The organism is Kushneria indalinina DSM 14324, assembly GCF_003385845.1.
Lineage (GTDB): Bacteria > Pseudomonadota > Gammaproteobacteria > Pseudomonadales > Halomonadaceae > Kushneria > Kushneria indalinina.
In genome coordinates this window covers 862613-887380 of the sequence record NZ_QRDJ01000006.1, presented here as the reverse complement: position 1 = coordinate 887380, position 24768 = coordinate 862613, and the positions used below count along the sequence as shown (strand labels likewise).

20 protein-coding genes and 4 tRNA genes are annotated in these 24768 nt (G+C 58.8%); 10 read left to right on the top strand and 14 right to left on the bottom strand.

Annotated elements, in window-relative coordinates; all coding sequences use genetic code 11:
• Positions 1-14 precede the first annotated feature (14 nt).
• Both cobN and C8D72_RS04065 read left to right on the top strand, forming a co-directional pair.
• Positions 15-3896, top strand: coding sequence for a cobaltochelatase subunit CobN (gene cobN / locus C8D72_RS04070; RefSeq protein ID WP_115853091.1), 3882 nt, complete (start codon positions 15-17; stop codon positions 3894-3896).
• A complete protein-coding gene (locus tag C8D72_RS04065) occupies positions 3893-5422 on the top strand; it encodes a cobyric acid synthase (protein WP_245955140.1) in 1530 nt (509 codons plus the stop codon). Before cobN ends, C8D72_RS04065 begins: the two co-directional genes overlap by 4 nt.
• On the opposite strand, the gene eutC is transcribed toward C8D72_RS04065, so the two are convergent.
• Together eutC and C8D72_RS04055 are read right to left on the bottom strand one after the other, a co-directional pair.
• On the bottom strand, positions 5409-6257 hold the full coding sequence (eutC, locus tag C8D72_RS04060) for an ethanolamine ammonia-lyase subunit EutC (protein WP_245955139.1): 849 nt from the start codon (positions 6255-6257) through the stop codon (positions 5409-5411). The two genes, C8D72_RS04065 and eutC, sit on opposite strands and share 14 nt — an antisense overlap.
• Positions 6258-6270: 13 nt before the next feature.
• A complete protein-coding gene (locus C8D72_RS04055) occupies positions 6271-7662 on the bottom strand; it encodes an ethanolamine ammonia-lyase subunit EutB (RefSeq protein WP_115853089.1) in 1392 nt (463 codons plus the stop codon).
• A gap of 171 nt (positions 7663-7833) precedes the next feature.
• Between C8D72_RS04055 and C8D72_RS04050 the strand changes: the two genes are divergently transcribed.
• The gene (locus C8D72_RS04050; RefSeq protein WP_115853088.1) at positions 7834-8430 is read left to right on the top strand and encodes a rhomboid family intramembrane serine protease; all 597 of its coding nucleotides are present in this window, start codon (positions 7834-7836) and stop codon (positions 8428-8430) included.
• An 84-nt stretch (positions 8431-8514) separates the two neighbouring features.
• Here the strand turns inward: C8D72_RS04050 and C8D72_RS04045 are convergent, their stop codons facing one another.
• Positions 8515-9111 (bottom strand): hypothetical protein, encoded by a 597-nt coding sequence (locus tag C8D72_RS04045; protein ID WP_147301497.1) that lies wholly within the window; start codon positions 9109-9111, stop codon positions 8515-8517.
• 202 nt (positions 9112-9313) lie between these two features.
• Here C8D72_RS04045 and C8D72_RS04040 point away from each other — a divergent pair, with 202 nt between their 5' ends.
• The 6 genes from C8D72_RS04040 (at position 9314) to C8D72_RS04015 (ending at position 13271) form a co-directional block, all read left to right on the top strand.
• Entirely contained in the window at positions 9314-9814 is a 501-nt protein-coding gene (locus C8D72_RS04040; RefSeq protein ID WP_115853086.1) for a hypothetical protein, read from the top strand.
• Positions 9815-9888: 74 nt separating this feature from the next.
• Positions 9889-10506, top strand: a complete 618-nt coding sequence (locus C8D72_RS04035; protein ID WP_115853085.1) for a CBS domain-containing protein — start codon at positions 9889-9891, stop codon at positions 10504-10506.
• A gap of 272 nt (positions 10507-10778) precedes the next feature.
• Complete coding sequence (queC, locus tag C8D72_RS04030; protein WP_115853084.1) at positions 10779-11477, top strand: 7-cyano-7-deazaguanine synthase QueC; 699 nt, start codon at positions 10779-10781, stop codon at positions 11475-11477.
• Between the two features lie 2 nt (positions 11478-11479).
• Positions 11480-12124, top strand: a complete 645-nt coding sequence (queE, locus tag C8D72_RS04025) for a 7-carboxy-7-deazaguanine synthase (RefSeq protein ID WP_115853083.1) — start codon at positions 11480-11482, stop codon at positions 12122-12124.
• Positions 12124-12972 (top strand): 6-carboxytetrahydropterin synthase, encoded by an 849-nt coding sequence (locus C8D72_RS04020; RefSeq protein WP_115853082.1) that lies wholly within the window; start codon positions 12124-12126, stop codon positions 12970-12972. Before queE ends, C8D72_RS04020 begins: the two co-directional genes overlap by 1 nt.
• Positions 12969-13271 carry a YkgJ family cysteine cluster protein gene (locus tag C8D72_RS04015; protein WP_115853081.1) on the top strand — a complete coding sequence of 101 codons (303 nt, stop codon included), beginning with the start codon at positions 12969-12971 and terminating at the stop codon, positions 13269-13271. The genes C8D72_RS04020 and C8D72_RS04015 overlap by 4 nt, the downstream gene beginning before the upstream one ends.
• 52 nt (positions 13272-13323) lie before the next feature.
• Here the strand turns inward: C8D72_RS04015 and C8D72_RS04010 are convergent, their stop codons facing one another.
• The 11 genes from C8D72_RS04010 to C8D72_RS03960 form a co-directional block, all read right to left on the bottom strand.
• Positions 13324-14328, bottom strand: a complete 1005-nt coding sequence (locus C8D72_RS04010; RefSeq protein ID WP_115853080.1) for an NADP-dependent oxidoreductase — start codon at positions 14326-14328, stop codon at positions 13324-13326.
• Between the two features lie 109 nt (positions 14329-14437).
• The gene (locus C8D72_RS04005; RefSeq protein WP_115853079.1) at positions 14438-16276 is read right to left on the bottom strand and encodes a SurA N-terminal domain-containing protein; all 1839 of its coding nucleotides are present in this window, start codon (positions 16274-16276) and stop codon (positions 14438-14440) included.
• Positions 16277-16488: 212 nt separating this feature from the next.
• Entirely contained in the window at positions 16489-16761 is a 273-nt protein-coding gene (gene hupB, locus C8D72_RS04000) for a nucleoid-associated protein HU-beta (protein ID WP_086622767.1), read from the bottom strand.
• 173 nt (positions 16762-16934) lie between these two features.
• Complete coding sequence (gene lon, locus C8D72_RS03995) at positions 16935-19352, bottom strand: endopeptidase La (protein ID WP_115853078.1); 2418 nt, start codon at positions 19350-19352, stop codon at positions 16935-16937.
• Positions 19353-19508: 156 nt separating this feature from the next.
• A complete protein-coding gene (clpX, locus tag C8D72_RS03990; protein ID WP_115853077.1) occupies positions 19509-20798 on the bottom strand; it encodes an ATP-dependent Clp protease ATP-binding subunit ClpX in 1290 nt (429 codons plus the stop codon).
• 66 nt (positions 20799-20864) lie between these two features.
• Entirely contained in the window at positions 20865-21485 is a 621-nt protein-coding gene (gene clpP, locus C8D72_RS03985; protein WP_115853076.1) for an ATP-dependent Clp endopeptidase proteolytic subunit ClpP, read from the bottom strand.
• A gap of 103 nt (positions 21486-21588) precedes the next feature.
• Entirely contained in the window at positions 21589-22923 is a 1335-nt protein-coding gene (gene tig, locus C8D72_RS03980) for a trigger factor (protein ID WP_115853075.1), read from the bottom strand.
• A 277-nt stretch (positions 22924-23200) separates the two neighbouring features.
• Positions 23201-23275 (bottom strand) — tRNA-His (locus C8D72_RS03975).
• A gap of 45 nt (positions 23276-23320) precedes the next feature.
• Positions 23321-23395 (bottom strand) — tRNA-His (locus C8D72_RS03970).
• 36 nt (positions 23396-23431) lie between these two features.
• A tRNA-Arg gene (locus C8D72_RS03965) sits at positions 23432-23508 on the bottom strand.
• Positions 23509-23573: 65 nt separating this feature from the next.
• Positions 23574-23650, bottom strand: a tRNA-Pro gene (locus C8D72_RS03960).
• A gap of 208 nt (positions 23651-23858) precedes the next feature.
• Between C8D72_RS03960 and folD the strand changes: the two genes are divergently transcribed.
• A complete protein-coding gene (folD, locus tag C8D72_RS03955; RefSeq protein WP_115853074.1) occupies positions 23859-24716 on the top strand; it encodes a bifunctional methylenetetrahydrofolate dehydrogenase/methenyltetrahydrofolate cyclohydrolase FolD in 858 nt (285 codons plus the stop codon).
• Positions 24717-24768: the final 52 nt, after the last annotated feature.

The window sequence follows — 24768 nt, the reverse complement described above, 5'->3', positions numbered from 1 at the left end:
ACGGAGTGTGACGCATGCACCTTTTCGCCGCCCAGCCCGGCGGGTTCAGCGATGACAACGGCATTGTCGATCTTGGTCAGTCGCCCGCCGAGCTGGTAATCCTGTCGGCTGCCGACAGCGCCCTGGCCCTGCTGGCCACCGTGATCGAAGCCGATGACGCCGAACGCGCCACCAGCATTCGGCTGGCCAACTGGATGAACCTGCTCAAGCCGGCCGCCTTTGATCTTTATCGCGACCGGGTGCTGGATCAGCGCAGTGATGAGGCCCCAGAAGGGGCTCGCGTGGTGGTGCTCTCCCTGCTGGGCGGCGCCTCCTACTGGCGCTATGGCCTGGAGCAGTTAAAAGAGTGGGCACAGCGTCATCAACGCACGCTGATCGTGGTGCCCGGCGAGGATGTCGAGGATGAGAGCCTGCTGGGCGCCGGCACGGTGAGCTATCAGGAGGCGCATCGGGTGTGGCGCTATCTGCGCGAAGGCGGTGCCGACAACACCCGCGCCATGCTCGACTGGCTCGATGATCGCTATCTCGATCGACCCCGGGCCTGGCAGGCGCCGCGCCCCTTGCCGCGGGTGGTCCTGCACGCCCCGCCGCAGGAAAGTGATGCCCCGCCGTCACAGGTCACGCTGGCCCATTGGCAGGCGCGCTGGCAGCCGGAGCAACCGGTGGCCGCGCTGGTGTTTTACCGAAGCCATCTGCAGCAGGGCAATACCAGCGTCTTTGATCGGCTCATCAGTATTCTGGAAGCGGGCGGCTTCAACGTGTTGCCAGTGGCGGTGGCCTCGCTCAAGGAGCGCCCGTGTCTGGACACACTCGATGAGCTGATCGAGCAGAGTCATGCCACCATCATGCTCAACACCACCGGCTTTGCCCTGGCCGCGAGCGCTGACGCCACGCAGGGCGGCTATCAGCACCCCTGGACACGCCACATTCCCATCCTGCAGCTGATCATGGTGGGCACCACGATCGAAGACTGGCAGACCCAGCCCATGGGCCTGCGCCCGCGCGATATCGCCATGCAGGTAGCACTTCCGGAGCTGGACGGGCGCATCATCACCCGCCCGATTGCCTTCAAGTCGGCGCACTATCACTCCACGCGCTGTCAGCACGATATCGTGATTCACGCCCTTCATGAGGAGCGCGCCCGCTTTGTCACCGAACTGGCGCGGCGCTGGGTGAGCCTTGCCGAAAAACCCAACCGGAACAAGCGCGTAGCGCTGGTGCTGGCCAATTACCCTTCCAGCGATGCCCGTATCGGCAACGGCGTGGGGCTTGATACGCCAGCCTCGACGCTCAACATCCTGCACCGCCTGCGCGAGACGGGCTACCCGGTCACGGATGCCCTGCCCCATGACCCGACGGCGCTGATCGAATGGCTCACACAAACCGTGACCAACGATGCAGCCCATGTAGACAGCCGACCCGCAGCGCAGAGTCTTTTACTGGCCACCTACGAGCAGCATTTCGCGCAGTTACCGCAGAGCTGCCGTCAGGCCGTGCTTGATCGCTGGGGTAAACCGACGGATGACCCGCTGTATCGTCAGGGGCGGTTGATGGTGTCCGGCATGCGCCTCGGGGAAACCTTCGTGGGCGTGCAGCCGGCGCGCGGCTTTGATATCGACCAGAATGCGGCTTATCACGATCCGGATCTGCCGCCGACCCACGGCTATCTGGCGTTCTACTTCTGGCTGCGCCACGTCTATGGCGTGGACGCCTTTGTACACGTCGGCAAGCACGGCAACCTTGAATGGCTGCCCGGCAAGGGTACGGCGCTGTCAGATACCTGCTGGCCGGATATTGTGCTTGGCCCCATGCCGCATCTCTATCCGTTTATCGTCAACGACCCCGGTGAAGGCGCCCAGGCCAAGCGACGCGCCCAGGCGGTGATCATCGATCATCTGATGCCGCCCATGACACGGGCCGGCATCCATGACGATCTGGCTGAACTTGAGCGGCTCACCGATGAGTATTACCAAGCCCTTGGGCTCGATCAGCGCCGCGAGCAGTTTCTGCGCGAGGCGATCATCGAGCGGGTGCGCAACACCCATGTGCTCGAAGAGCTCAGCCTGTCGCCTTCGGCCAGCAGTGGCGACCGGCCATCAATCGATGATGCGCTGAAAGACGATCAGACCCTGCTGGACGCGCTGGACAACTATCTGTGCGACATCAAGGAGGCCCAGATTCGTGACGGGCTGCACGTGCTGGGCGAGCTGCCGGAACACGACTCGCTGCGCGATACGCTGATGGCGCTGGTGCGCCTGTCGCGCGGCAGTCAGCCCCATGAGCGCAGCCTTCTGCAGGCGATGGCCATGGATCTGGGCCTTCTCACAGTGCACGAAAATTTTGACCCGCTCTCGCTTGAGGCCTGGCCCTGGCAGGGGCCATGGCCCGCGGCGCTGCTGGATATTGAGGCCAGTACCTGGCGCAGCTCGGCCCATACCCGGGAACGCCTGGAGATTTTCGGGGCACAGCTGATCGAGCAGCACGTCCTGTCTTGTGATGCCCCGCCACTCCCGGCGCATGACTGGCCGCAGACGCGTGCCGTGATCGACTTCATGCGCGAGACCCTGCTGCCGCTGCTGCATCAGAGCGTGGACAACGAACTCTCGGCGCTGATGGATGGCCTTGCCGGGAAATTTGTGCCGCCGGGCGCCAGCGGCGCGCCCAGTCGTGGCCGGCTTGACACGCTGCCCACCGGACGCAACTTCTATAGCGTCGACAGCCGCGCCATGCCGACAAAAACCGCCTGGACGCTGGGGCAGAAATCCGCTGATGCGCTGATCATGCGCCACCTGCAGGAGCACGGCGATTACCCGACCAGCCTGGGGCTTTCGGTGTGGGGCACGGCCACCATGCGCACCGGCGGCGATGACATCGCCCAGGCCTTCGCGCTGATGGGCGTGCGCCCAATCTGGGCGTCAGGCTCGCAGCGGGTGATCGATTTTGAAATCATTCCCGGGTTTTTGCTCGGGCGCCCGCGGGTGGATGTCACTCTGCGGGTATCGGGGTTTTTCCGCGACGCCTTTCCGGGGCTAATCGCGCTTTATGACAGCGCGGTTCAAAAACTCGTCGATCTCAACGAGCCGGGCAACGGCAACACCATCGCCGCCAACGTCGAGGCCCGGTGCGACGCACTGCTGGCTGAAGGTATCGATGAGACCACGGCGCGGCGCCAGGCCGGCTTTCGCATCTTCGGCGCCCGCCCGGGCACGTTCGGCGCCGGCGTGCAGAAGCTGCTGGACAACGGCCACTGGCAGGAGGAAGCCGATCTGGCCCGCGCCTATGTCAACTGGGGCGGCTACGCCTACGGCAAGGGCGTCGAAGGGGAACCCGCCATGGAGGCCTTCCAGAAACGGCTCTCGACGCTGGAAGGCATCGTCCAGAACCAGGACAACCGCGAGCATGACCTGCTCGATTCCGGCGACTACAGCCAGTTTCAGGGCGGCATGAGCGCCGCCGCCCGCCAGCAGGGTGCCACGCCGGCACTCTATTTCGGCGACCACGCCAACCCGGCCAGCCCGCGCATGCGCACGCTCAAGGAAGAACTCAACCGGGTCATGCGCTCTCGCGTCACCAACCCGAAGTGGATCAGCGCCATGCAGCGCCATGGCTACAAGGGCGCCTTCGAGATGGCAGCCAGCGTGGATTATCTGTTTGCCTGGGACGCCACCACGGCACTGGTCAGTGACTATCAGTACGAGCAGATTACCGATGCGCTGGTGCTGGATGCCGACAATCAGCGCTTTTTGAACGATCACAATCCGCAGGCGCTCAAGGAGATGGGCGAAACGCTGATGGACGCCATCGCCCGCGGTCTGTGGCAGTCTCCGGCAGATTACCAGACGCGACTGCGTGATCTGCTGCTGGGCATCGACGAACAGGAGGAGCGCGCGTCATGAGTCAGACAGATCGTTTCCGGGCGTCCCGCACCCTGATGGTCCAGGGCACCACCTCGGATGCCGGCAAGAGCGCACTGGTCACCGCCATCTGTCGGATATTGACGCGCCGCGGGCGCCGGGTTGCCCCCTTCAAGCCGCAGAACATGGCGCTCAACAGCGCCGTCACCGTGGAGGGCGGCGAAATCGGCCGTGCCCAGGCCGTTCAGGCCATGGCCGCCGAGGTGGATGCCCATGTCGACTTCAACCCGGTGCTGTTAAAGCCTACCTGCGACCAGGGCTCTCAGGTGATCGTCGCGGGCCATGCCATCGGCCACATGAAGGCCGCCGAGTACTACGCCTACAAGCCCCAATTGCTGAAACAGGTGGTGGCCGCCCACGACCGGCTCTGTCGAGGCTACGACCGGGTCGTGGTCGAAGGCGCCGGCAGTGCCGCCGAGATCAACCTGCGTGAGCATGACCTGGCCAACATGGGCTTTGCCGAGGCCGTGGACTGCCCGGTCATTCTGGTGGCCGATATCGATCGAGGCGGCGTTTTTGCCCACCTGGTGGGGACGCTGGATATCATCCGCGCCTCGGAGCGCGAGCGGGTCGTGGGACTGGTCATCAATCGCTTCCGTGGCGACATCAATCTGCTCAAACCCGGCCTTGAATGGCTCGAAGCGCGCACCGGCAAACCGGTACTGGCCGTGGTGCCCTGGCTCGAGGACCTTCACCTGGAAGCAGAAGACGGCCTGTCCCGGGCCGGTGACAGTACCGGTGCGGCGGACGGCCTCAACGTTGCGGTCATCCTGCTGCCGCGCCTGAGCAACCACACCGACTTTGACGCCCTGCGCCTGCATCCCCAGGTCAACGTACGCTTTGTTCGCCACCCCGATGAGCTGGGTGCGGCGGATCTGATCATCCTGCCCGGCAGCAAGCACGTACGCGCCGATCTGGACTGGCTGCGCCAGCAGGGCTGGTCAGAGGCGCTGGCCCGCCACCTGCGCTACGGCGGCAAGGTAATCGGGATCTGCGGCGGCTATCAGATGCTGGGCAAGCACATCGATGATCCGCAGGGTGTCGAAGGCCCCGCCGGTAATAGCGCGGGGCTAGGCTGGCTGGATCTTTCTACCACGCTCAAGGCCATCAAACAGCTGCGCCGGGTCACGGGGCACTGCCTGCTGGAAGGTCGGCAGGGAGAGACGCGCGCACCCGTCACGGGGTATGAGATCCACGTGGGAGAAAGTCTGGGTGAAGGGCTGGCCCGCGGCGTATTTGCCCTCGATGACGGCCGGCTGGACGGGGCAATTTCCGAGGATGGGCGGATTCTGGGCACCTATCTGCATGGGGTGTTCGACCACCCGGCCACCCTGAACGTGCTGCTGGAATGGGCCGGGCTTGCGGCGCCGGTGCCCTTTGATTACGACGCCCATCGCATGGCCGAGATCGACCGGCTGGCCGATCACGTCGAGGCGGCCATCGACTGGTCGCGCTGGCCGCTGGCGGATGATGTGCCGGCACCGCTAGATCCGGTTACTCCGGGGTAGACGCCTGATCCTTTGGCAGCAGGAAGTTGCCCTGACTGCCGTCGCCGAGCTCGGAATCCACCTCGGAGTCATCCTTCAACTCGACGCCGGAGACTTCGCGGCGGCTGGCCTCATCGAGCAGATACAGGATCAGCTTTGCAGCGGCGTCAAACGATTGTCCCCGCGGGCGAACGTTGGAAATACAGTTGCGCTCGCTGTCGCACCGGCCCGGGGTCGGCCCCCAGGTAAAGTAGACGCCCAGACTGTCCGGCGAGCTGAGCCCCGGGCGTTCCCCGATCAGCACCAGTCCCATGCGCGCGCCCAGCGCCTCACCCACCGGATCACCGATGGCCACGCGACCCTGCTCGACCAGCGATACCGGCCCCACGGACCAGCCGCGCGCTTCAAACTCAGGCACCAAATGATCCAGCAGCGTGGCGGCGTGCTCATGAATCGCACGCGCCGACAGACCATCGACAACCGCAATCGACACATCGCACTGCTCGACGTTCATTGATTCCAGCTGCTCGAGACTTCTCTCATTAAGCTGGCGCCCGAGATCAGGCCGGCGCAGATACTCGCCGCGGTCCCCGGCCCGGCTGTGAAGGCGCACAACGCTTTCAAAGCGCGACTCGAGCGCCTCCATCATCTGCTCGGTATCCAATGGAAGGTGCACAGCATCACGGGCCTGAGCGTGGGCCAGCTGAAAGGCCAGATGCGGCGCGGTAGGCAGACTGCCGCCGGCGCGGCCCAGCCCGATTCGGGCATCGGTGTACTCGCTGAGCTGCCGCCACGGATTGGTGGTTACCACACTCGTTGCGTCTGTTTTCATCGGGTCTGGTGAGCGGTCTGTCATGGCATCTCTCCGGTTAGTGCGCCCGCGTCAGGGCATGAGCAAAGGGAGCCGGCAGGCTCTGATCCACGATGATTCGACCATGACGGTCGGTGATTGCCATGGTCTCAAGCCAGGTTTCAAACTCGGGGGCCGCGCGCAGGCCCAGCACCTCGCGCACGTAAAGCGCATCGTGAAAGGAGGTGGTCTGGTAGTTGAGCATGATGTCATCCGAGCCGGGAATGCCCATGACATAGTTGCAGCCGGCCGCCCCCAGCAGCGTGAGCAAAACGTCCATATCGTCTTGGTCGGCCTCGGCATGGTTGGTGTAACAGACATCGCAGCCCATCGGCACCCCCAAAAGCTTGCCGCACAAATGATCCTCCAGACCCGCGCGCATGATCTGCTTGCCGTTAAACAGGTACTCCGGGCCGATGAAGCCCACCACCGTGTTGACCAGCAGCGGATTGAAACGACGCGCCACGGCGTAGGCCCGCGCCTCGAGCGTTTGCTGATCAACGTCATGATGCGCGCCGGCCGACAGCGCGCTGCCCTGACCCGTTTCGAAATACATGACGTTGTTGCCGACCGTGCCGCGACCCAGCGACAGCGCGGCGTCCTGACCTTCCTGCAACAGCGCCAGGTCGATGCCAAAGCCCTGATTGGCCCCCTGAGTGCCGGCAATGGATTGAAAGACCAGATCGGTGGGCGCGCCGCGCTTGATGGCCTCGATAGCCGTGGTGACGTGCGTGAGCACACAGCTCTGGGCGGGGATCTCGTAGTGATGGATGATGTCATCAAGCATTTTCAAAAGCGTTACCACAGCACCGGTATTGTCGGTGGCCGGGTTGATCCCGATCACCGCATCCCCGTTGCCGTACAACAGTCCATCGAGAATGCTGGCCGCAATGCCGGTGGGGTGATCCGTGGGATGGTTGGGCTGCAGCCGGGTCGACAGCCGCCCTTCAAGACCGATCGTATTACGAAAGGCAGTCACCACGCGGCACTTGCGCCCCACCAGCACCAGATCCTGCAGGCGCATGATCTTGGCAACGGCGGCGACCATTTCAGGGGTCAGACCGGGCGACAGGGCCGCCAGCACCTCGCTGTCGACCTCATGGGAGAGCAGATAATTGCGGAACTCACCCACGCTCAGGTGAGCCACGCGAGCAAAGGCCGCTGGGTCATGGCCATCGATTATCAGACGCGTGATCTCGTCGTCTTCATAGGGCACCAGCATCTCTTCGAGAAAGCGGCTCAGGGGCACTTCCGCCAGCGCCAGCTGCGCCGCGGCGCGTGTTTCGCTGTCCGGGGCCGCGATACCTGCCAGCTGATCGCCGGAGCGTTCGGGCGTGGCGCAGGCCATCAGCGTTTTAAGGCTCTCGAAGCGATAGCGTTTACTGCCGACGTCATGGTAATAGCCGCTCATGCGCACCTCCGAATCATTGTTTGTCTTGTATCGTTGGCCTTGTCGTGATGCCGACTTTCAGCATAAACGAGACCGACAGAGGCTGCCCACCGGGATGGCGCGGGCGAAACAGGCACGGCTGCAGGCACTGCGTTATGATCGAGCACATCTCACCTTCAACGCGAGAAAGGCATGACACTGACGCTTTTACTCATTGCGGTGACCTGCGCGGTCTCCCTGCCCTGTTTCAACAATCATCGACTGCTCGAGAAACTGCTGTTCTGGCCACCGGCCGTGGCGCGCGGTCAGCTCTACCGGTTCGTGACCCATGGCTTTGTGCATGCCAACGGTGGGCACCTGTTTTTCAACATGTTCACGCTCTTTTTCTTTGGCCGCGCCATCGAGCGCTTTTTTGTCTCCTATATCGGCGTGGCCGGATTTATCGGGTTTTATCTGGGTGGGATTGTGGCGGCCATCGTGCCCAGCTATCTGGCGCATCGAAATGACCCGAACTATCGCAGCCTCGGCGCGTCCGGTGCCGTGTCGGCCGTACTGTTTGCCTTTATTCTGGCCGCCCCCTGGACCACCCTCTATGTGCTGGTGATCCCGGTACCGGCCATCGTTTTTGCCATCGTCTATACCGGCTGGTCGATCTATGCCGGCCGCCGCGGCGGGGACAACGTTAATCACAGTGCCCATCTGTGGGGGGCGGCCTACGGTGTCGTCTTTGCCCTGCTCATGGAGCCGGCGCTGGGCCCTCGCTTTCTGGAGCAGATCGTGGCGTTCTAGACGTTAACAACCGCAGCGCGACATACCAAAAAGGCCCCTTCCATGGAAGGGGCCTTTTGCTGACAATCGCTTTTTACGGCGCTATCAGGACTGCGGCTGCCAGCCAGTGGCGTCTTCACCGGGCTGATTGGTCGCGCCACGTTCCAGACAGGACTGCACCCGGTCGGCGACGACTTCCAGCCCCTGGGTGACCTGAATGGGCGAGGCTTCTGCCCAGGCACCAATCGGCGCAAACTGGTTATCCTGCCCGCCACTGGCTTCACCCAGCCGGTCAAAATAATAGTAGTTGGCTTCCGGCAGGCGCTGTATCTCCAGACGGTAGGCCAGATCACGCCCTTCGTAATGCGTGACACCGGTAATGCCCGACACCTCGCCGCCACCATCACCGGACATGCCGTTAAAGGCCATCCCCCCACTCTGGCCTAACGGATCGCGCAGTGCCCCGCTCGTCAGATTCACCTGCTGCTGCTGGATGCCGGCATCAAGGCACTGCTCAAGCTGCATGGGGGTCACGTCGGTGTAGGGCCGGCGTACGGCAAAGGAGCCCAGGTAGTCACCATCCGCCCCCTGGACGGGGTTGATTTCCCGACTCTCGGAGACCCTGTCATCCACGATGTATTGTCCCGAAACGCACCCTGTCATCAGCGTCAGTGCGGCAACGCCCATCCATGTCCTTTTCATCGTCATTTTGTTCCACTTTCCATGGGTATCAGCCTGTCAGATGCGCTGATTGTAACGGATGGCGGTCTGTTCTGCCCGATACGGGATGCGTCACCGTTCGATTTTGAGGCGGTGACAGACCATATTTGGGGGACGGGCTGGCGAGAAGCATCATGTATCGGCAAGATAGCCTTCGACATTATTATTCGCAGCGACGACAGGGATGGATGTGACTTCAATCTTAGAGGAATACCGGCACTGGCAGCGTTTCTCCAAACAGGAAAAACTGGACCTGGAACATCGGGGTGCCGTACAGAAGCTGGCCAAGTCCGGCGCCATGGCGACACGAATGACCGCCTCCTACAAGAGCATGGCAGAGCGGGCCTCATCCGAGGGGGCATGCTACCGGACGCTGTTCAGCCGCCGTCAGGACAACGGTGAGGAGCTTGCCTGCGAGGGCTGGCTGTTCGTGCGTCGCGTGATCGCAGAAGGCGGTACGACGCGTGTCAGGGCCTCCCTGCTGGAAACCTTTACCCTGGAAGAGGGTGTCATCACACCCGGGGATAAGCCGGCCATTGGCGTAACGCTGGAAATTTTCGATGAACTGCTGGTCAAAAACACCATGCAGCTGGGCTGTCGGGTGGATCGCAATGATGATGATCGCGATACCCGGTTCATTACCTTTGTCGATGTTGTACGGGGCGATCTGAAACCTCATCTGTAATCGAACCGCACCTGGTTTCATGTTTTTCATTTTCGAGAGAAAAACGCCTGACAAGGCATGCACAGGAGACGCCCATGAACAATACCCCCTCCCCTTATAGCCATCTGCCCCTCAAGGAGATGGGCAGCGTCACCAGTATCTGTCGCCCGGGCCATCATGCGACCTCCGCGTCACTGGACATGGACAGCCCGGCGCTCGCTCTGCTGACGGACTTTCAGCAGGTGCGCGCCTTTACCGTATCGTCTCGCAGTAGCGTCGATGACGCCCTGCAGACGATGAAGCAGAACAGCATTCACATGCTTTTGGTGATTAATGACAAGGGTGAATTTACCGGCGTCGTGAGTGCCCGCATCCTGTTTGGCGGCAGTGCCGTGACGCGCGCCATGCATGAAGGCGCGCTTGCTCGCGAGGATGTCACGGTCGATATGATTCAGCTGCCGCGTGAAGAGCTCCATGCCATCGACCATGAGCGTCTTGAACGCGCCACGGTGGGCGATCTGGTGCAGACGCTGAAAGCGTCAGGTGATCGTCACGTACTGGTCACCGATCATGAGGAAGACGGCAGCCTTCGTATTCGCGGCGTAATCTCTGCGCGCGAAGTCAGTAACGCACTGGGCATCGATCTTGATCATCCCCCTGAAGCGCACAGCTTTTCGGCCATTCGTTCGGTCGTGCTGGGGCATGATCTGTAAATCATGCTGAAGCAGCAGGGCCGTCTATCGGCCCTGCTGCTTTTGAAACCTGTTTCTCACTCTCACTCTTGTCCACCGCTTTGACAGTTAGCTCTATCTATCTTCCTACTGTCGCAAGCACATGACTATGATTCGGGTAATTCGTGGTTATTAGAGATAACGGTATAAGATATATTGCTGACATATCGAGGCTTTGGCGTTACACTGCCGCCCTCCACTCGTCCGGACCGGATCCCGGGCGTCGATTTCCATCGGCAAAGAAATTCTCCGTCATGACATCACAGACCGCATCACGCGCCGTCGTTATCTATTCCGGCGGCATGGACTCCTACACTGTTTTACACCGCGCCCTGCGCGAGGGCCATGAGGTTCATGCCCTCTCCTTTCATTATGGCCAGCGCCATGCTCGTGAACTGGATGTTGCAAGTGAAGTCTGCCAGTCACTGGGCGTCGCGCATCAGGTCGTGGATATACGTGCCATTCATGGGCTCATTGGTGCCTCGGCACTGACCGATGCCACGCAGCAGATGCCGCGTGCCGACTACGCCGAAGACAACATGAAGGCCACCGTCGTCCCCAACCGCAACATGATTCTGCTCTCCCTGGCGATCGGCCACGCCGTTAACCTGGAGGCAGAGATCTGTTACTACGGGGCACACGGTGGCGATCACGCCATCTACCCCGACTGCCGTCCCGAGTTTGTCGAGCGCATGAACGATGTCGCGGCGATTGCCAACTATACCCCCGTGGAAATACGGGCCCCCTATCTGCACGCCAGCAAGGACGACATCCTTGCCGAAGGACTGCAGATGGGGCTCGATTATGCCAACAGCTGGACCTGCTACCTGGGCGAAGCGCTTGCCTGCGGTGAATGCGGCAGCTGTCGTGAGCGTCTTCAGGCCTTTGCTTCACAAGGCCTCGTGGACCCACTGCCCTATCACATGCAATCCTCTCGCACCCGGGAGGTTTGATCGTGTACAGCGTCAAGGAAGCGTTCTACACCCTGCAGGGGGAAGGCGGCCAGGCCGGTCGTGCCTCGGTATTTTGTCGTTTCACCGGCTGCAACCTCTGGTCGGGCCGTGAAAAGGACCGCGCCAACAGTATCTGCCGTTTTTGTGACACCGATTTTATCGGCACCGATGGCCAGAACGGCGGGCGGTTTCGACAGGCCTCGGACCTTGCAGAGCATATTAAAGCCCTGTGGCCACAACAGACGGATCATGCGCGCCCCTATGTGGTGTTTACCGGCGGTGAGCCCCTGCTCCAGCTGGATGCCGCTCTGATCGAAGCGGTGCATGAACGGGGTTTTGAAATCGCGGTTGAGACCAATGGTACGCTGCCGGCACCGGAGGGTATCGACTGGCTCTGTGTCAGCCCCAAGGGCCGTGCCGAGCTCAAGCAGCTGTCAGGTAACGAGCTCAAACTGGTCTATCCGCAGGAAGATGCCCTGCCCGAGCGCTTCAAGGCGCTCGAGTTTGATCACTTTTTTCTGCAGCCCATGGACCTTGCGCCTCGCGGCGAAACAGGCAACACCATGGCCGACACGGTGGGCTATTGCATGGCGAACCCACAGTGGCGGCTCTCCCTGCAGACACACAAGATTGCAGGTATTGATTGATGATTCTTTTCGTAAATGCCTTGAGCGCCCTGGATGTGTCCATCTGGTGCCCCGAACGCGGGCTGATCGGTGCCAGCTATCACATTGATGTAGAGCTTGAAGGCCCACTGGGCGAAGACGGGATGCTGTTTGATTTTGGCGACGTCAAGCCCTGGATCAAGTCCCGCATCGACGCCACCGTGGACCACACCCTGCTGGTACCCACCAAAGCGCACGATATCAAGGTTGACGAGTGCTCCGAGGGACTGCGTCTACAGACACGGCATCCGTGGCCCATGGAACTACGCGCGCCGCGTCAGGCCTACACACTGCTGCCCTGGCAGCGGATCACGCCTGAACGCCTGGGTGACTATCTGTCTGCCGAGCTTTCCAGACGCCCGCCGGCGCAGGTTGAAAAAATCCGCGTGTCGCTACGTGAAGAGCCGCATGCCAGCGGCGGCTATACGTATAGCCATGGCCTTCGACGCCACAAGGGCAACTGCCAGCGCATCGCACACGGCCATCGCTCGCGTCTGGCCATCTGGCACAACGGCCAGCGCAGCGAAGCGCTTGAAGCCCAGTGGTCGCATCGCCTTGAGGATAGCTATCTCATCGATCGCGCCGACCTGATCGATGCTGACAACGAGATCTATCATGTCGGGTATGAATCGGCGCAGGGGCGCTTTTCGATACGCCTGCCTCAGGAGCGCGCCGAGATTCTGCCCACGCCGACCACGGTAGAACAGATTGCTCACTGGATGGCGAAGGAGATCGCTTCACTGCACGGCGGCAGTGTACGGGTACAGGCCTTTGAAGGGATCGACAAGGGGGCCGTTGCGACCGCTCATGGGGTTCGGGAGCCGGCATGAGTGCCGATGACGAGCACACGCGGTTAATTGCCACAAATCAGGACGACGGGTGCCGCGCGGGGTGCGGCGCCTGTTGTATTGCGCCTTCCATCAGTTCTGCCATACCCGGCATGCCGCAGGGCAAGCCGGCCGGCACACGCTGCATCCAGCTTGATGATGATAATCTTTGTCGGCTGTTTGGTGATCCATGCCGACCGCAGGTCTGCCACGACTTCACTTTTGATCATGAGCTTTGTGGCCACACGCGAGATGAGGCGCTCCACATGATTGCGCTTCTTGAAGAAGGCAGTACGCCATGAAATGACTGAACCCGCACAAGGCGGGTTCAGCACTGGTGTCATGACCTCAAAATCAGTCCAGTTTCACCAGCATCTTGCCGTCATTGCTTCCTTCAAACAGGGCCAGAAAGGCGTCAGGCGTTCGCTCGAGCCCTTCTTCCACGGTCTCGCGATATTCGATGCTGCCATCGGCCACCAGCGGGCCAACCTGCTGATAAAACGTCTGCTCATGGCCCTTGACCCACTCATGCACGATAAAGCCCTGCATACGCAGCCGTTTGGTCAGCACGGCGGCAATATTGGCCGGCCCGGCAGACGGTGACGTTTCGTTATAGCGTGAAATCATGCCACACACTGCAATACGGCCGAAGTCGTTCATGCTATCGAACGCTGCCTCAAGCATGGGGCCACCGACGTTTTCGTAGTAAACGTCAACGCCCTGAGGTGCGGCTTCCTTCAACGCCTGCTTGATCTCATCAGCACTCTGATGGTGATCGATGGTCTTGACGCCCCGGGCTTCAAGCCACTCACGTTTTTCCTGACTGCCGGCACTGCCGATGACCGTGCAACCCTTTTGACGGGCCAGCTGTGCTGCCAGCGACCCTACAGCGCCGCTGGCGGCCGAAATCAGCACGGTGTCCGATGATTCAAGCTCGGCCACCAGTGTCAGCCCGGTCCATGCGGTCATCCCGGGCATGCCCAGAACGCCCAGAAATGCCTGTGGCGGCACGTCGATATCCGGCAGGGGCTGCACCTGATCGCCATTCACCTGCGCCACGTCTCGCCAACCGCCCATGTGAACGACACGGTAGCCCTTTTGCAGCTTTTGGTGGCGGGATTCGATGATTTCTCCGAGCGCGCCGCCCTCCATGGGCTTATTCAACTCAAAGGGCTCAACATAGGTCTTGACGCCACTCATGCGCCCGCGCATGTAGGGGTCCACGGAAAGCCACTGATTACGGATGCGTACTTCACCTTCCTTGAGCTCGGGCAGTTCACAGGTTTCCAGCTGAAAAAGCGAACGCTCCGGCAGGCCTTCGGGATGTTCACCGATCGTGAAATAGCGTGATTGGGTCATGGGGCTCTCCTGGAGACTTCAAAAAAGTGCCAACAACAAACAAGTGGATAAACCACAGGATAAAAAAAAGGCGCAACCCATGTTGCGCCTAAAAAAGATAGCAGCCTATTTAATTTTGCGAAATGTCAGCATGGTTACGGATTGCATCCGTCATGACACCAATCGTCTGGCCGGCCTGCGCATTCCAGAGCCCGTCTGTCATGGATGATATCTGTTCATCGCTGACATCCGTATCGACATGATCAATGGCAAATACCACCTGCTGCTCACCGGTACGGGCATGCCCATAACCGGGATGGCCATCGTGCGGCCGCGGCATGCCAAAGGCGGCATTGATCAGATCGGCCGAAAGTTCTCCCTGCCCATCACGCGTGGCACCAGTGACCTCCTGCCACGTCACTCCCTCAGGGGTTTCACCGCGACGAAGGGTCGCCACCGTCTGATCCGCCTGCTCGGCAAGTGCCTGGCGGCGCTTTTCCTGCAGCGCCGAACGCTCTGCCTGGTCTCGTACGTCATCAAGGGCCAGCGTGGTGGCCGGACGATGCTCGGTAACGCGTACGACCACACGGCGATCCTGCCCCAGCTCGACAGGTTCACTGTTGTAGCCATTGTTGAGGACATCATCACTGAAGGCAGCGTCCATGACCCCGGCTTCACCCAGTACGGCATTATCACCTTCGAACTGATCATTGCGTGATACCCAGTCCGTGCGCTGCAGCGGCAGATTCAGGCGATCGGCCACACTTTCAAGATCGTCAGCCGAAAAGCTTTCGTCACTGAGCTGCTGGGCAAGCTGCTGAAAACGCTCGTCACGCTGCGCCTGTCGAAGCTCGCTGGCCAGTTCATCACGCATCTCATCGAAACTGTCGATATCAATATTGTCGACACGGATGACATGGAAGACGCCGTCACTTTCCACACCCTGCGATACTTCACCCGGCGACATGGAAGAGACGGCCTCATCAAAGGGCTGACCAAAGATGCCTTCGCTGACCGCCCCCATCCGGCCGCCCCGATCGGCGCTGGAGGGGTCATCGGAGTACTGTTTTGCCAAAGCGGCAAAATCTTCACCGTCCTGCAGACGCGCTTCAACCTCATCGACGCGCGCCTGCGCCTCCTCACGCGTACGATCGTCACCAAAGGTGACCACAATATCTGACACTTCACGAGGCGCGGTGGCGCGACGCTGTTCGTAGCGCTGCCGAAGCTGCTGTTCGTCAACGGACTGATCATCCTCGGTCAGCTGACTGCGATCGAGCACGACATACTCGAGTCTGACCTCTTCAGGACGCTGATAAGCTTCCTTGTGCGCGTCATACCACGCCTGCACCTCGTCATCACTGACGCTTACCGGCTGCTCGAGGGCGTCCTCGTCCAGCGTGGCATAGCGAAAATCGCGCTGCTGATAGCGAAGCTCTGCCAGACGCCGTGTTTCCGAAGGCAGCAGGAAAGTCCCTGCAATCAGTCCGTTCTGGAGCTGCTGGGTCAGCATGTCTTCCTGTAGCTGGCGGCGAAACTCATCGGCGGTGTAGCCGGCACTCCCCAGTCTTCTCTGGAAAAGCTCGGCAGAAAAGTGACCGTTGCTGTCCTGGAATTCCTGACGATTGACCAGAAGCTGGTCCACCTGCTGATCCGAAAAGCTCATCCCGCCATCACGTGCGTACTGCTCCATGGCCGTACGGGTGATCAGGGAGTCCAGAATGGCGCGTCGCGCTTCGTTTTGCTGGTCAGGAGGCACACGGCCGGAGCGTACGGCTCGCTGAACCTCGATATCCAGGGTCTGACGACTGATTGTCTCGCCGTTGACGGAAGCAGCTTCGTCACGCTGACTACCGTTGAAATAGCTCAGCAACGATTCTGCGCCAAATAGCGTAAATGTCAGCGCGATCAGAGCCACTATTATTCTGGCGATCCAGCCCTGTGCCCGATCTCTGATCTTTTGCAGCATGCAGCAGGCCCTTGAAATTGATGGATGATAAATGGGATTGGCGAAGGATTATAACGATACATGGCACAAACCGACACGCTATAAGCCGGTATCTGACTGAAGGTCCTTCCAGCCGGGGGTTGCACACAAAAAAACGCACCGTTTTCACGATGCGTTTATCTCATACAGGGAAGACACCTGAATACACGCCTTCCAATGCAGTAACACCGCTATCAGTTGACAGCGTCCTTCAGCGCCTTGCCGGCCTTGAAGCTGGGCACGTTGGCAGCGCTGATTTCAATGGTCTTGCCAGTCTGCGGGTTACGACCGGTACGTGCAGCCCGCTCCTTGATGCTGAATGTTCCGAAACCTACCAGTGCTACGGAATCACCCTGCTTAAGGCTATCGGTAACGGAATCGATCATGGCATCGAGAGCCCGACCAGCCGCTGCCTTTGGAATATCTGCAGAAGCAGCAATAGCCTCAATCAGCTCGGATTTATTCACTCTTCACCCCTTGACTATAACAATCGTTGCTAGGATTAAGCGCGGCAATCGAACAGCATACGCAATCATAACGAGCCGCATTTTATATCAACGACCATAAATACCGTCAAGCAATGTTGGCAACAAAGCCCGTCATTTCAGGCTTTGTTGGCCGACATTATTCAAAAATAATCCTAATGAGTATTTACAGACGCCTGCGAAGTATTTTTTTCTTCTATCCGCGTATCTTCAAAATCATCATCGCCCTTTTGTACCAGAGCAATATCAAGAACTTCGTCGATCCAGCGCACCGGTCGAATATCAAGTGCATCCTTGATGGTATCAGGAACTTCCTTGAGATCGCGGCGATTTTCTTCCGGTATCAGGGCAATCTTTATACCACCGCGCCGGGCAGCCAGCAATTTCTCCTTGAGCCCCCCGATCGGCATGACTTCACCGCGCAGGTTGACTTCACCTGTCATGGCAACATCAGCACGTACGGCCTGATTGGTATAGGCCGACACCATTGCCGTTACCATGGCGACACCGGCGCTGGGGCCATCCTTGGGCGTGGCCCCTTCGGGCACGTGGATATGAAGATCTTCCTTCTCGAACCGCTCCGGATCGATCCCGAGCAGGGCTGCACGTGAACGCACGACCGTATGCGCGGCACTGACCGACTCCTTCATCACATCGCCCAGAGAGCCGGTCTTGTTAATACGGCCCTTTCCGGGGGTGACAACCGATTCAATATTGAGAATTTCACCGCCAACGGAAGTCCATGCCAGCCCGGTCACTCGACCGACCTGATGGGCCTGATCAGCCAGACCATAGCTGAAACGCCTGACGCCAGCATAACGCTCAACATCAGTGGCTTCCAGATGCTGGGTAGCAGCACCCTTGCCCTGTGAAGCTTCGTTGCCAATGCGCTCGCGCAGTACTTTGCGTGCCACCTTGGCAATCTGACGCTCGAGCTCGCGAACGCCAGCCTCGCGCGTATAGTATCGGATCAACTCAAGCAGTGCGTCATCTGTCAGGACCAGCTCATCCTTTTTCAGACCGTTGGCCTTGAGCTGCTTCGGCGCCAGATAACGCCTGGCGATGCCCAGCTTCTCGTCTTCCGTATAGCCCGGAATCCGGATCACTTCCATACGGTCCAGAAGCGGACCGGGAATGTTCATGGAATTCGCGGTACAAATGAACATGACATCCGAAAGGTCGTAGTCAAGTTCCAGATAGTGATCGCTGAACTTGTCATTCTGCTCGGGATCCAGCACTTCAAGCAGCGCGGAAGAAGGATCGCCCCGATGATCCATCCCTACCTTGTCAATTTCATCCAGCAGGAAGAGCGGATTGCGTACACCGGTCTTGCTCATGCGCTGCAAAAGCTTGCCGGGCATGGAACCAATATAGGTGCGGCGATGGCCGCGAATTTCTGATTCGTCACGCACGCCGCCCAGTGCCAGGCGCGTGTATTTGCGATTGGTAGCACGCGCAATGGACTGGCCCAGTGATGTCTTGCCCACCCCGGGCGGGCCAACCAGGCACAGCACCGGTCCCTTGAGCTTGCGCACACGCTTTTGCACGGCGAGATAATCAAGGATACGCTCCTTGACCTCTTCAAGCCCATAGTGGTCTTCTTCCAGAACCTGTTCGGCATGACTGATGTCGTGGCGAACGCGCGTGCGCTTCTTCCACGGGACAGCCAGCATCCAGTCAAGATAGGAACGTACAACCGTTGCTTCGGCAGAAGCCGGCGCCATCATCTTGAGCTTGTTCAGCTCCTGACGGGCCTTTTCCTCGGCCTCAGCCGACATGCCGGATTCAGCAATCTTCTGTTCGTACTGATCCGCCTCATTGGGCGTATTCTCAAGCTCACCCATTTCTTTCTGGATGGCTTTCATCTGCTCGTTGAGGTAGTACTCACGCTGGGACTTCTCCATCTGCTCCTTGACTCTGGAGCGAATGCGCTTTTCTACCTGCAGCAGATCAATCTCGGATTCGATCAGCGTCATCAGATGCTCGACGCGATCGCGAACCTTGTCCATCTCAAGCAGTGACTGCTTGTCGCCAATCTCGAGAGACAGGTGGGCACTGACGGTATCGACCAGCCGGCTGGCATCTTCAATGCCCTGAAGCGAGCTCAATACCTCGTTGGGTACCTTGCGTGACAGCTTCACATACTGCTCGAATTGATCCAGCAGAACGCGCACGAGTGATTCCTGTTCGCGTTCACTCAGAGGCTCACTCTCCCTCAGAGTAACACTGGCTGTCGGATAGCCATTTTCACTGTCATCATCATCGATCTGGGCGATATCAGCCCTGGAACTGCCTTCAATGAGAACCTTGACAGTGCCATCCGGCAGGCGGAGCAGTTGCATGATGCTGGCAATCGTTCCGATATCGAACAGATCCTCGACCTCGGGATTGTCCTGACCAGCGTCACGCTGAGCGACCAGCAACACCTGCTTATCCGATTCCATGGCCGCTTCGAGGGCACGAATCGATTTCTCGCGACCCACGAACAGCGGTATGACCATCTGCGGATAAACGACAACGTCTCGCAGTGGCAACAGGGGTATGTTTAACGTCTGTGCGGGGTTACGCTCCATCGCAGACAACCTCGAATCTTGTGTGTGGGCCGCAGGAAGCGACTTTGATGGCATCAATATGGGGATGACGGCCGGAAATACAACCGTTTATCAGGCAGGAGTCTGATATGACTGGGGGGCCATGACGGCCCCCCCGATCAACCATCAGCTTACCGACTATCGATCGTCGCCAACGACCAGCTTGCTTTCCTGCTGGTTGGCATAGATCAGCAATGGCTTGCTGTCACCATTGATGACAGTCTCATCAATGACCACCTTGACAACATTCTCGGCGGAGGGGATTTCATACATGGTATCCAGTAACACGGATTCCAGTATCGAACGAAGCCCGCGAGCGCCTGCTCTTCTTACGATGGCCTTGTGGGCAACAGCCCTGAGCGCATCTTCACGGAAATCCAGCTCAACGCCTTCCATCTCAAAAAGACGCACATACTGGCGTATAAGAGAGTTCTTGGGCTCGGTAAGGATCTGGATCAGTGCCTGCTCATCAAGCTCATTGAGCGTCGCAATAACAGGCAGACGACCAACAAACTCGGGGATGAGACCATACTTGACAAGGTCCTCGGGCTCTACGCTGGCCAGGATATCGCCGACACCCTTGTTGGTATCCTTGCTCTTGACGACAGCGTTGAATCCGATGCCGCCACGCTCGGCACGATCACTGATGACCTTGTCCAGTCCGGCAAAGGCGCCACCCACAATAAACAGGATATTGCCGGTATCGACCTGCAGAAATTCCTGCTGAGGATGCTTGCGCCCTCCCTGCGGAGGTACAGAAGCCGTAGTGCCCTCGATCAGCTTGAGAAGCGCCTGCTGTACGCCTTCGCCCGACACGTCGCGCGTGATGGACGGATTGTCCGATTTACGCGAAATTTTGTCGATTTCATCGATATAGACGATGCCGCGCTGAGCCTTCTCTACGTCATAATCGCATTTCTGCAGAAGTTTCTGGATGATGTTTTCGACATCTTCACCCACATACCCAGCTTCTGTCAGCGTAGTAGCGTCAGCAATGGTAAAGGGCACATTGAGCAGACGAGCCATGGTTTCTGCCAGCAACGTTTTACCGCTACCGGTAGGACCAATCAGCAGAATATTACTCTTGCCAAGCTCGACCCGGTCATCGCCCTTGTGCTGCCCTACTTTCAAACGCTTGTAGTGATTATAAACAGCGACGGAGAGCACCATCTTGGCGCGATCCTGACCGATTACATAATCATCAAGCGTGTTGCGAATTTCCCGCGGAGCAGGAAGACGCTCGTCGTCGGAAGACGCTTCGGACTCCACGACCTCTTCGCGAATGATGTCGTTGCATAGATCAACACATTCATCGCAGATGTAAACAGAGGGTCCAGCGATCAGCTTGCGCACTTCATTTTGATTCTTGCCACAAAATGAGCAATACAGCAGCTTGCCGCCTTCGTCCTTGCCTTTGCCGTCAGCCATTCGCGTACCTCTTGAAGATAGCGGCGCAGTGGCACGCCATCATGGTCAAACTCTGAATCAACGCTATCAGGATACCGGGCGATGCGCCAGCGTTGCATCGATCAGCCCGTACTCGACGGCCTGCTCGCCATTCATGAAGTTGTCGCGATCAGTATCGCGGGCAATCTTCTCGAGATCCTGTCCGGTATGATGCGCCAGAATTTCGTTCAGGCGCTGCCGAATCGTCAGAATTTCACGTGTATGGATTTCGATGTCACTGGCCTGGCCCTGGAAGCCACCAAGCGGCTGGTGAATCATCATGCGGGAATGCGGCAGGCAGTAACGCTTGCCTTCTGCACCACCTGCCAACAGCAGTGCACCCATGCTGGCCGCCTGACCGATGCAGACCGTTGAAACATTGGGCTTGATAAACTGCATGGTGTCATAGATCGACATGCCAGCAGTCACTGAACCGCCCGGAGAATTGATATAAAGATGGATATCCTTGTCAGGATTCTCTGACTCCAGAAAGAGCAGCTGCGCCACGATCAGATTGGCGCTGTAGTCTTCGACCGGGCCGACCAGAAAAATGACACGTTCTTTCAGCAGGCGCGAATAGATGTCGTAGGACCGCTCGCCACGTGCGTTCTGCTCCACCACCATGGGGACCAGCCCACCAGCATTGGTAATATCAGACTCGCTTCTCATGTAGCAACCTTACAGTGATGTGGGCCAATGATAGAACCCGGCTTTCGCCGGGTCCTGACTGCCAGCCTCGGTATGGCTGTAATGCCAGATATCAGCCGGCCTGCTATTCAGTTTCTTCGGCTTCGTCAGCATCCTGCTGCTGTGCGGCCTGAAGTGCTTCCTGATAACTCATGGGCGTTTCAACGACGCTGGCCTTGTCCAGCAGCCTATCGATAGCCTTGCGTTCAAGCACAGCAGACTTCACCTGATTTTTCATCTGCTCGTTGCCCATATACTGCTCGACAACCTGCTCGGGCTGTTCGAACTGGCCGGCCTGCTCTTCGATAAAGGCACGGATCTCATCGTCATCCGCATCCAGTTCGAAGTGACTGACAACCTCTGCCAGCAGCAGACCGACTTCAACGCGGCCACGAGCCTGTTCGGCAAACAGCTCATCGGGCAGCTGAGAAACATCGAAATCCTCACCCAGGCCGAACTGCCGTGCCGCCTGGCGCTTGAGGCCCTCGACTTCCTGAGAAATAAGAGAGCTGGGGACCGATACTTCATTGCGCGATTTCAGCGCATCAATCAACTGCTGACGCACGCGGTTGTCGATTGCATTGTCCAGCTCGCGCTGCATGTTGTTGCGTACTTCGGCGCGGAAGCTGTCGTTGTCACCGTCTTCAACACCAAAGCGCGACATGAACTCACTGTCGATTTCAGGAAGTTCCTGCGCCTGCACCTTGTGCGTCGTGGTCTTGAAACGCGCCTCCTGACCGGCCAGATGTTCAGCCTGATAATCTTCAGGGAAGGTTACCGTAACTTCACGCTCTTCACCGGCCTGAACGCCTACCAGCTGCTCTTCAAAACCCGGGATAAAGCTGTTGGAACCCAGCACCAGCTGATGACCTTCAGCGCTGCCGCCTTCAAAGGCTTCATCACCGAGGAAACCCTCGAAATCGATAGTGACCTGGTCACCATCAGCTGCAGCGCGCTCAACGTCATTCCACTGAGCATTCTGCTTGCGCAGCGTATCGATCATCTCATCGATATCGGCATCCGTGATCTCGGCTTGAGGACGCTCGATCTGCTCGTCTTCAGGCAGTGTCAGCTCGATGGAAGGATAAACTTCCAGAGTCGCGACAAACTCGAGATCCTTGCCTTCTTCGTTGACCGTGGCTTCCAGCGAAGGATGGCCCGCCGGGTTAAGCTCGTTTTCGGTGATGGCGCGGACATAATGCTGGCGCATCACTTCATCAACGACTTCGTTGCGTACATCGCGGCCAAAACGCTGGCGAACAACGCTCATGGGAACGCGTCCTGAACGGAAACCATCCAAGCGTACACGACGAGCGGTATCCTTGAGTCGCTCATCGACATTGTTATCCACTTCTTGAGCCGGGACCTGGACGGTTACGCGACGCTCGATCGGTGAAGTCGTTTCGACTGAAACTTGCATGAATGATCCTCTACCCACTCAGGTGGCGTGTTCGAAATAAAAAACTCAAGGGCGCAGATTTTAAGAACCCCATCAGATACTGGCAAGCTCGAAGCCTTAATTGGCACCGATTAATACGATTTCAAGGGGAAAATCGGAATTTCTTTGCACTCGGGAAACCAAAGAACCAGTCATTACTGGACCGAGTACCGACAGCTGATATGCAAAGCAAAAAGGGCGACCCTGTCGGGCCGCCCTTTTAATGCAAGCACTGACAATAATCAGCGCTTAAAAATAATGGGGTGGATGATGGGGATCGAACCCACGACCACCGGAACCACAATCCGGGGCTCTACCACTGAGCTACACCCACCATTTTAACTTCAAGCACTGACAATCATCAGTGCTTTCAAAATAATGGGGTGGATGATGGGTATCGAACCCACGACCACCGGAACCACAATCCGGGGCTCTACCACTGAGCTACATCCACCACTATCTTTTACCGGTTACGCAAGCCAAGCATTGTTGGCGCGCCCAGCAGGATTCGAACCTGCAACCTACGGCTTAGAAGGCCGTTGCTCTATCCGGTTGAGCTATGGGCGCATTCTATTGACCGTGACTTTTGCTGTCAACCCTCAATTTTAAAATACTTATCAAAATCAAGAAGTTGGTCGGGGTAGAGGGATTTGAACCCCCGACATCCTGCTCCCAAAGCAGGCGCGCTACCAGACTGCGCTATACCCCGATACGCCAGCACCTCTGCCGAGGCCGCTGCCAATGCGAGGCGCATTCTACCTGATAAGCGCGACGGGTCAAGCATAACTTGTCATGGGCTGCGCTCCTGCCTTTCCTCGGCCGTGAAAAGAACATTCATTGACTGCACCCGGCGGGATGCGACAATTGCGCCACTAATGAGCGAAGCTCGCTTGAATCGTCACCAGGACAGAATACAGATGAGTGCACAGTTGATTGACGGCAAGGCCACGGCACAGAAGGTGCGTGAAAGGGTTACCCAACAGGTAGCCGAACGTCACCGTGAGGGCAAGAGAGTGCCGGGCCTGGCCGTGGTACTGGTGGGCGAGGACGCTGCATCGGAAGTTTATGTACGTAACAAGCATCGTGCCTGTGAACAGGCCGGTATCCTTTCCTTTCAGCATCAGCTGCCGACGGATACCTCACAGCAAACGCTGGAAGCGCTGATCGATCAGCTGAACGCGGATACCAGCGTGGATGGCATTTTATTGCAGCTGCCCCTGCCCGGCCACCTGGATGCACGCCCCCTGCTTGAGCGCATTCATCCGCACAAGGACATCGATGGTTTTCATCCCTACAACCTTGGCCGTCTGGCACAGCGCATGCCTACCCTGCGCCCGTGTACGCCCATGGGCGTCATGACACTGCTCAATGAGCATCAACTTGATGTTCGCGGCATGACAGCCACCATTGTTGGCGCATCCAACATTGTTGGCCGTCCGATGGCCCTCGAGCTGCTGCTGGCAGGCTGCACCATTACCGTGTGCCATCGCTTTACGCGCGATCTTCAAAAACACGTTGAGAGCGCAGAGCTGCTGATCGTGGCCGTGGGTAATCCGGGACTGGTCAAGAGTGAATGGATTCGCCCAGGCGCCATCGTCATCGATGTCGGCATTAATCGTACCGCCGAGGGCAAGTTGACCGGCGATGTGGAGTTCGAGGGCGCCAAAAAACGCGCTTCTCACATCACACCGGTGCCAGGCGGTGTGGGGCCAATGACCGTGGCTTCACTGCTCGAAAATACGCTGATGGCTGCCGACCTGCACGACAATAGCTGAGAAAAGCGGTTTCGTGCCGGCATTCCGGATATGACAAGGCCCCGCCAATGGC

Coding starts and splice junctions, on each gene's coding strand:
- cobN (WP_115853091.1), top strand. CDS start 15: ATGCACCTTTTCGCCGCCCAGCCCGGCGGGTTCAGCGATGACAACGGC.
- C8D72_RS04065 (WP_245955140.1), top strand. CDS start 3,893: ATGAGTCAGACAGATCGTTTCCGGGCGTCCCGCACCCTGATGGTCCAG.
- eutC (WP_245955139.1), bottom strand. CDS start 6,257: ATGACAGACCGCTCACCAGACCCGATGAAAACAGACGCAACGAGTGTG.
- C8D72_RS04055 (WP_115853089.1), bottom strand. CDS start 7,662: ATGAGCGGCTATTACCATGACGTCGGCAGTAAACGCTATCGCTTCGAG.
- C8D72_RS04050 (WP_115853088.1), top strand. CDS start 7,834: ATGACACTGACGCTTTTACTCATTGCGGTGACCTGCGCGGTCTCCCTG.
- C8D72_RS04045 (WP_147301497.1), bottom strand. CDS start 9,111: ATGAAAAGGACATGGATGGGCGTTGCCGCACTGACGCTGATGACAGGG.
- C8D72_RS04040 (WP_115853086.1), top strand. CDS start 9,314: ATGGATGTGACTTCAATCTTAGAGGAATACCGGCACTGGCAGCGTTTC.
- C8D72_RS04035 (WP_115853085.1), top strand. CDS start 9,889: ATGAACAATACCCCCTCCCCTTATAGCCATCTGCCCCTCAAGGAGATG.
- queC (WP_115853084.1), top strand. CDS start 10,779: ATGACATCACAGACCGCATCACGCGCCGTCGTTATCTATTCCGGCGGC.
- C8D72_RS04020 (WP_115853082.1), top strand. CDS start 12,124: ATGATTCTTTTCGTAAATGCCTTGAGCGCCCTGGATGTGTCCATCTGG.
- C8D72_RS04015 (WP_115853081.1), top strand. CDS start 12,969: ATGAGTGCCGATGACGAGCACACGCGGTTAATTGCCACAAATCAGGAC.
- C8D72_RS04010 (WP_115853080.1), bottom strand. CDS start 14,328: ATGACCCAATCACGCTATTTCACGATCGGTGAACATCCCGAAGGCCTG.
- C8D72_RS04005 (WP_115853079.1), bottom strand. CDS start 16,276: ATGCTGCAAAAGATCAGAGATCGGGCACAGGGCTGGATCGCCAGAATA.
- lon (WP_115853078.1), bottom strand. CDS start 19,352: ATGGAGCGTAACCCCGCACAGACGTTAAACATACCCCTGTTGCCACTG.
- clpX (WP_115853077.1), bottom strand. CDS start 20,798: ATGGCTGACGGCAAAGGCAAGGACGAAGGCGGCAAGCTGCTGTATTGC.
- clpP (WP_115853076.1), bottom strand. CDS start 21,485: ATGAGAAGCGAGTCTGATATTACCAATGCTGGTGGGCTGGTCCCCATG.
- tig (WP_115853075.1), bottom strand. CDS start 22,923: ATGCAAGTTTCAGTCGAAACGACTTCACCGATCGAGCGTCGCGTAACC.
- folD (WP_115853074.1), top strand. CDS start 23,859: ATGAGTGCACAGTTGATTGACGGCAAGGCCACGGCACAGAAGGTGCGT.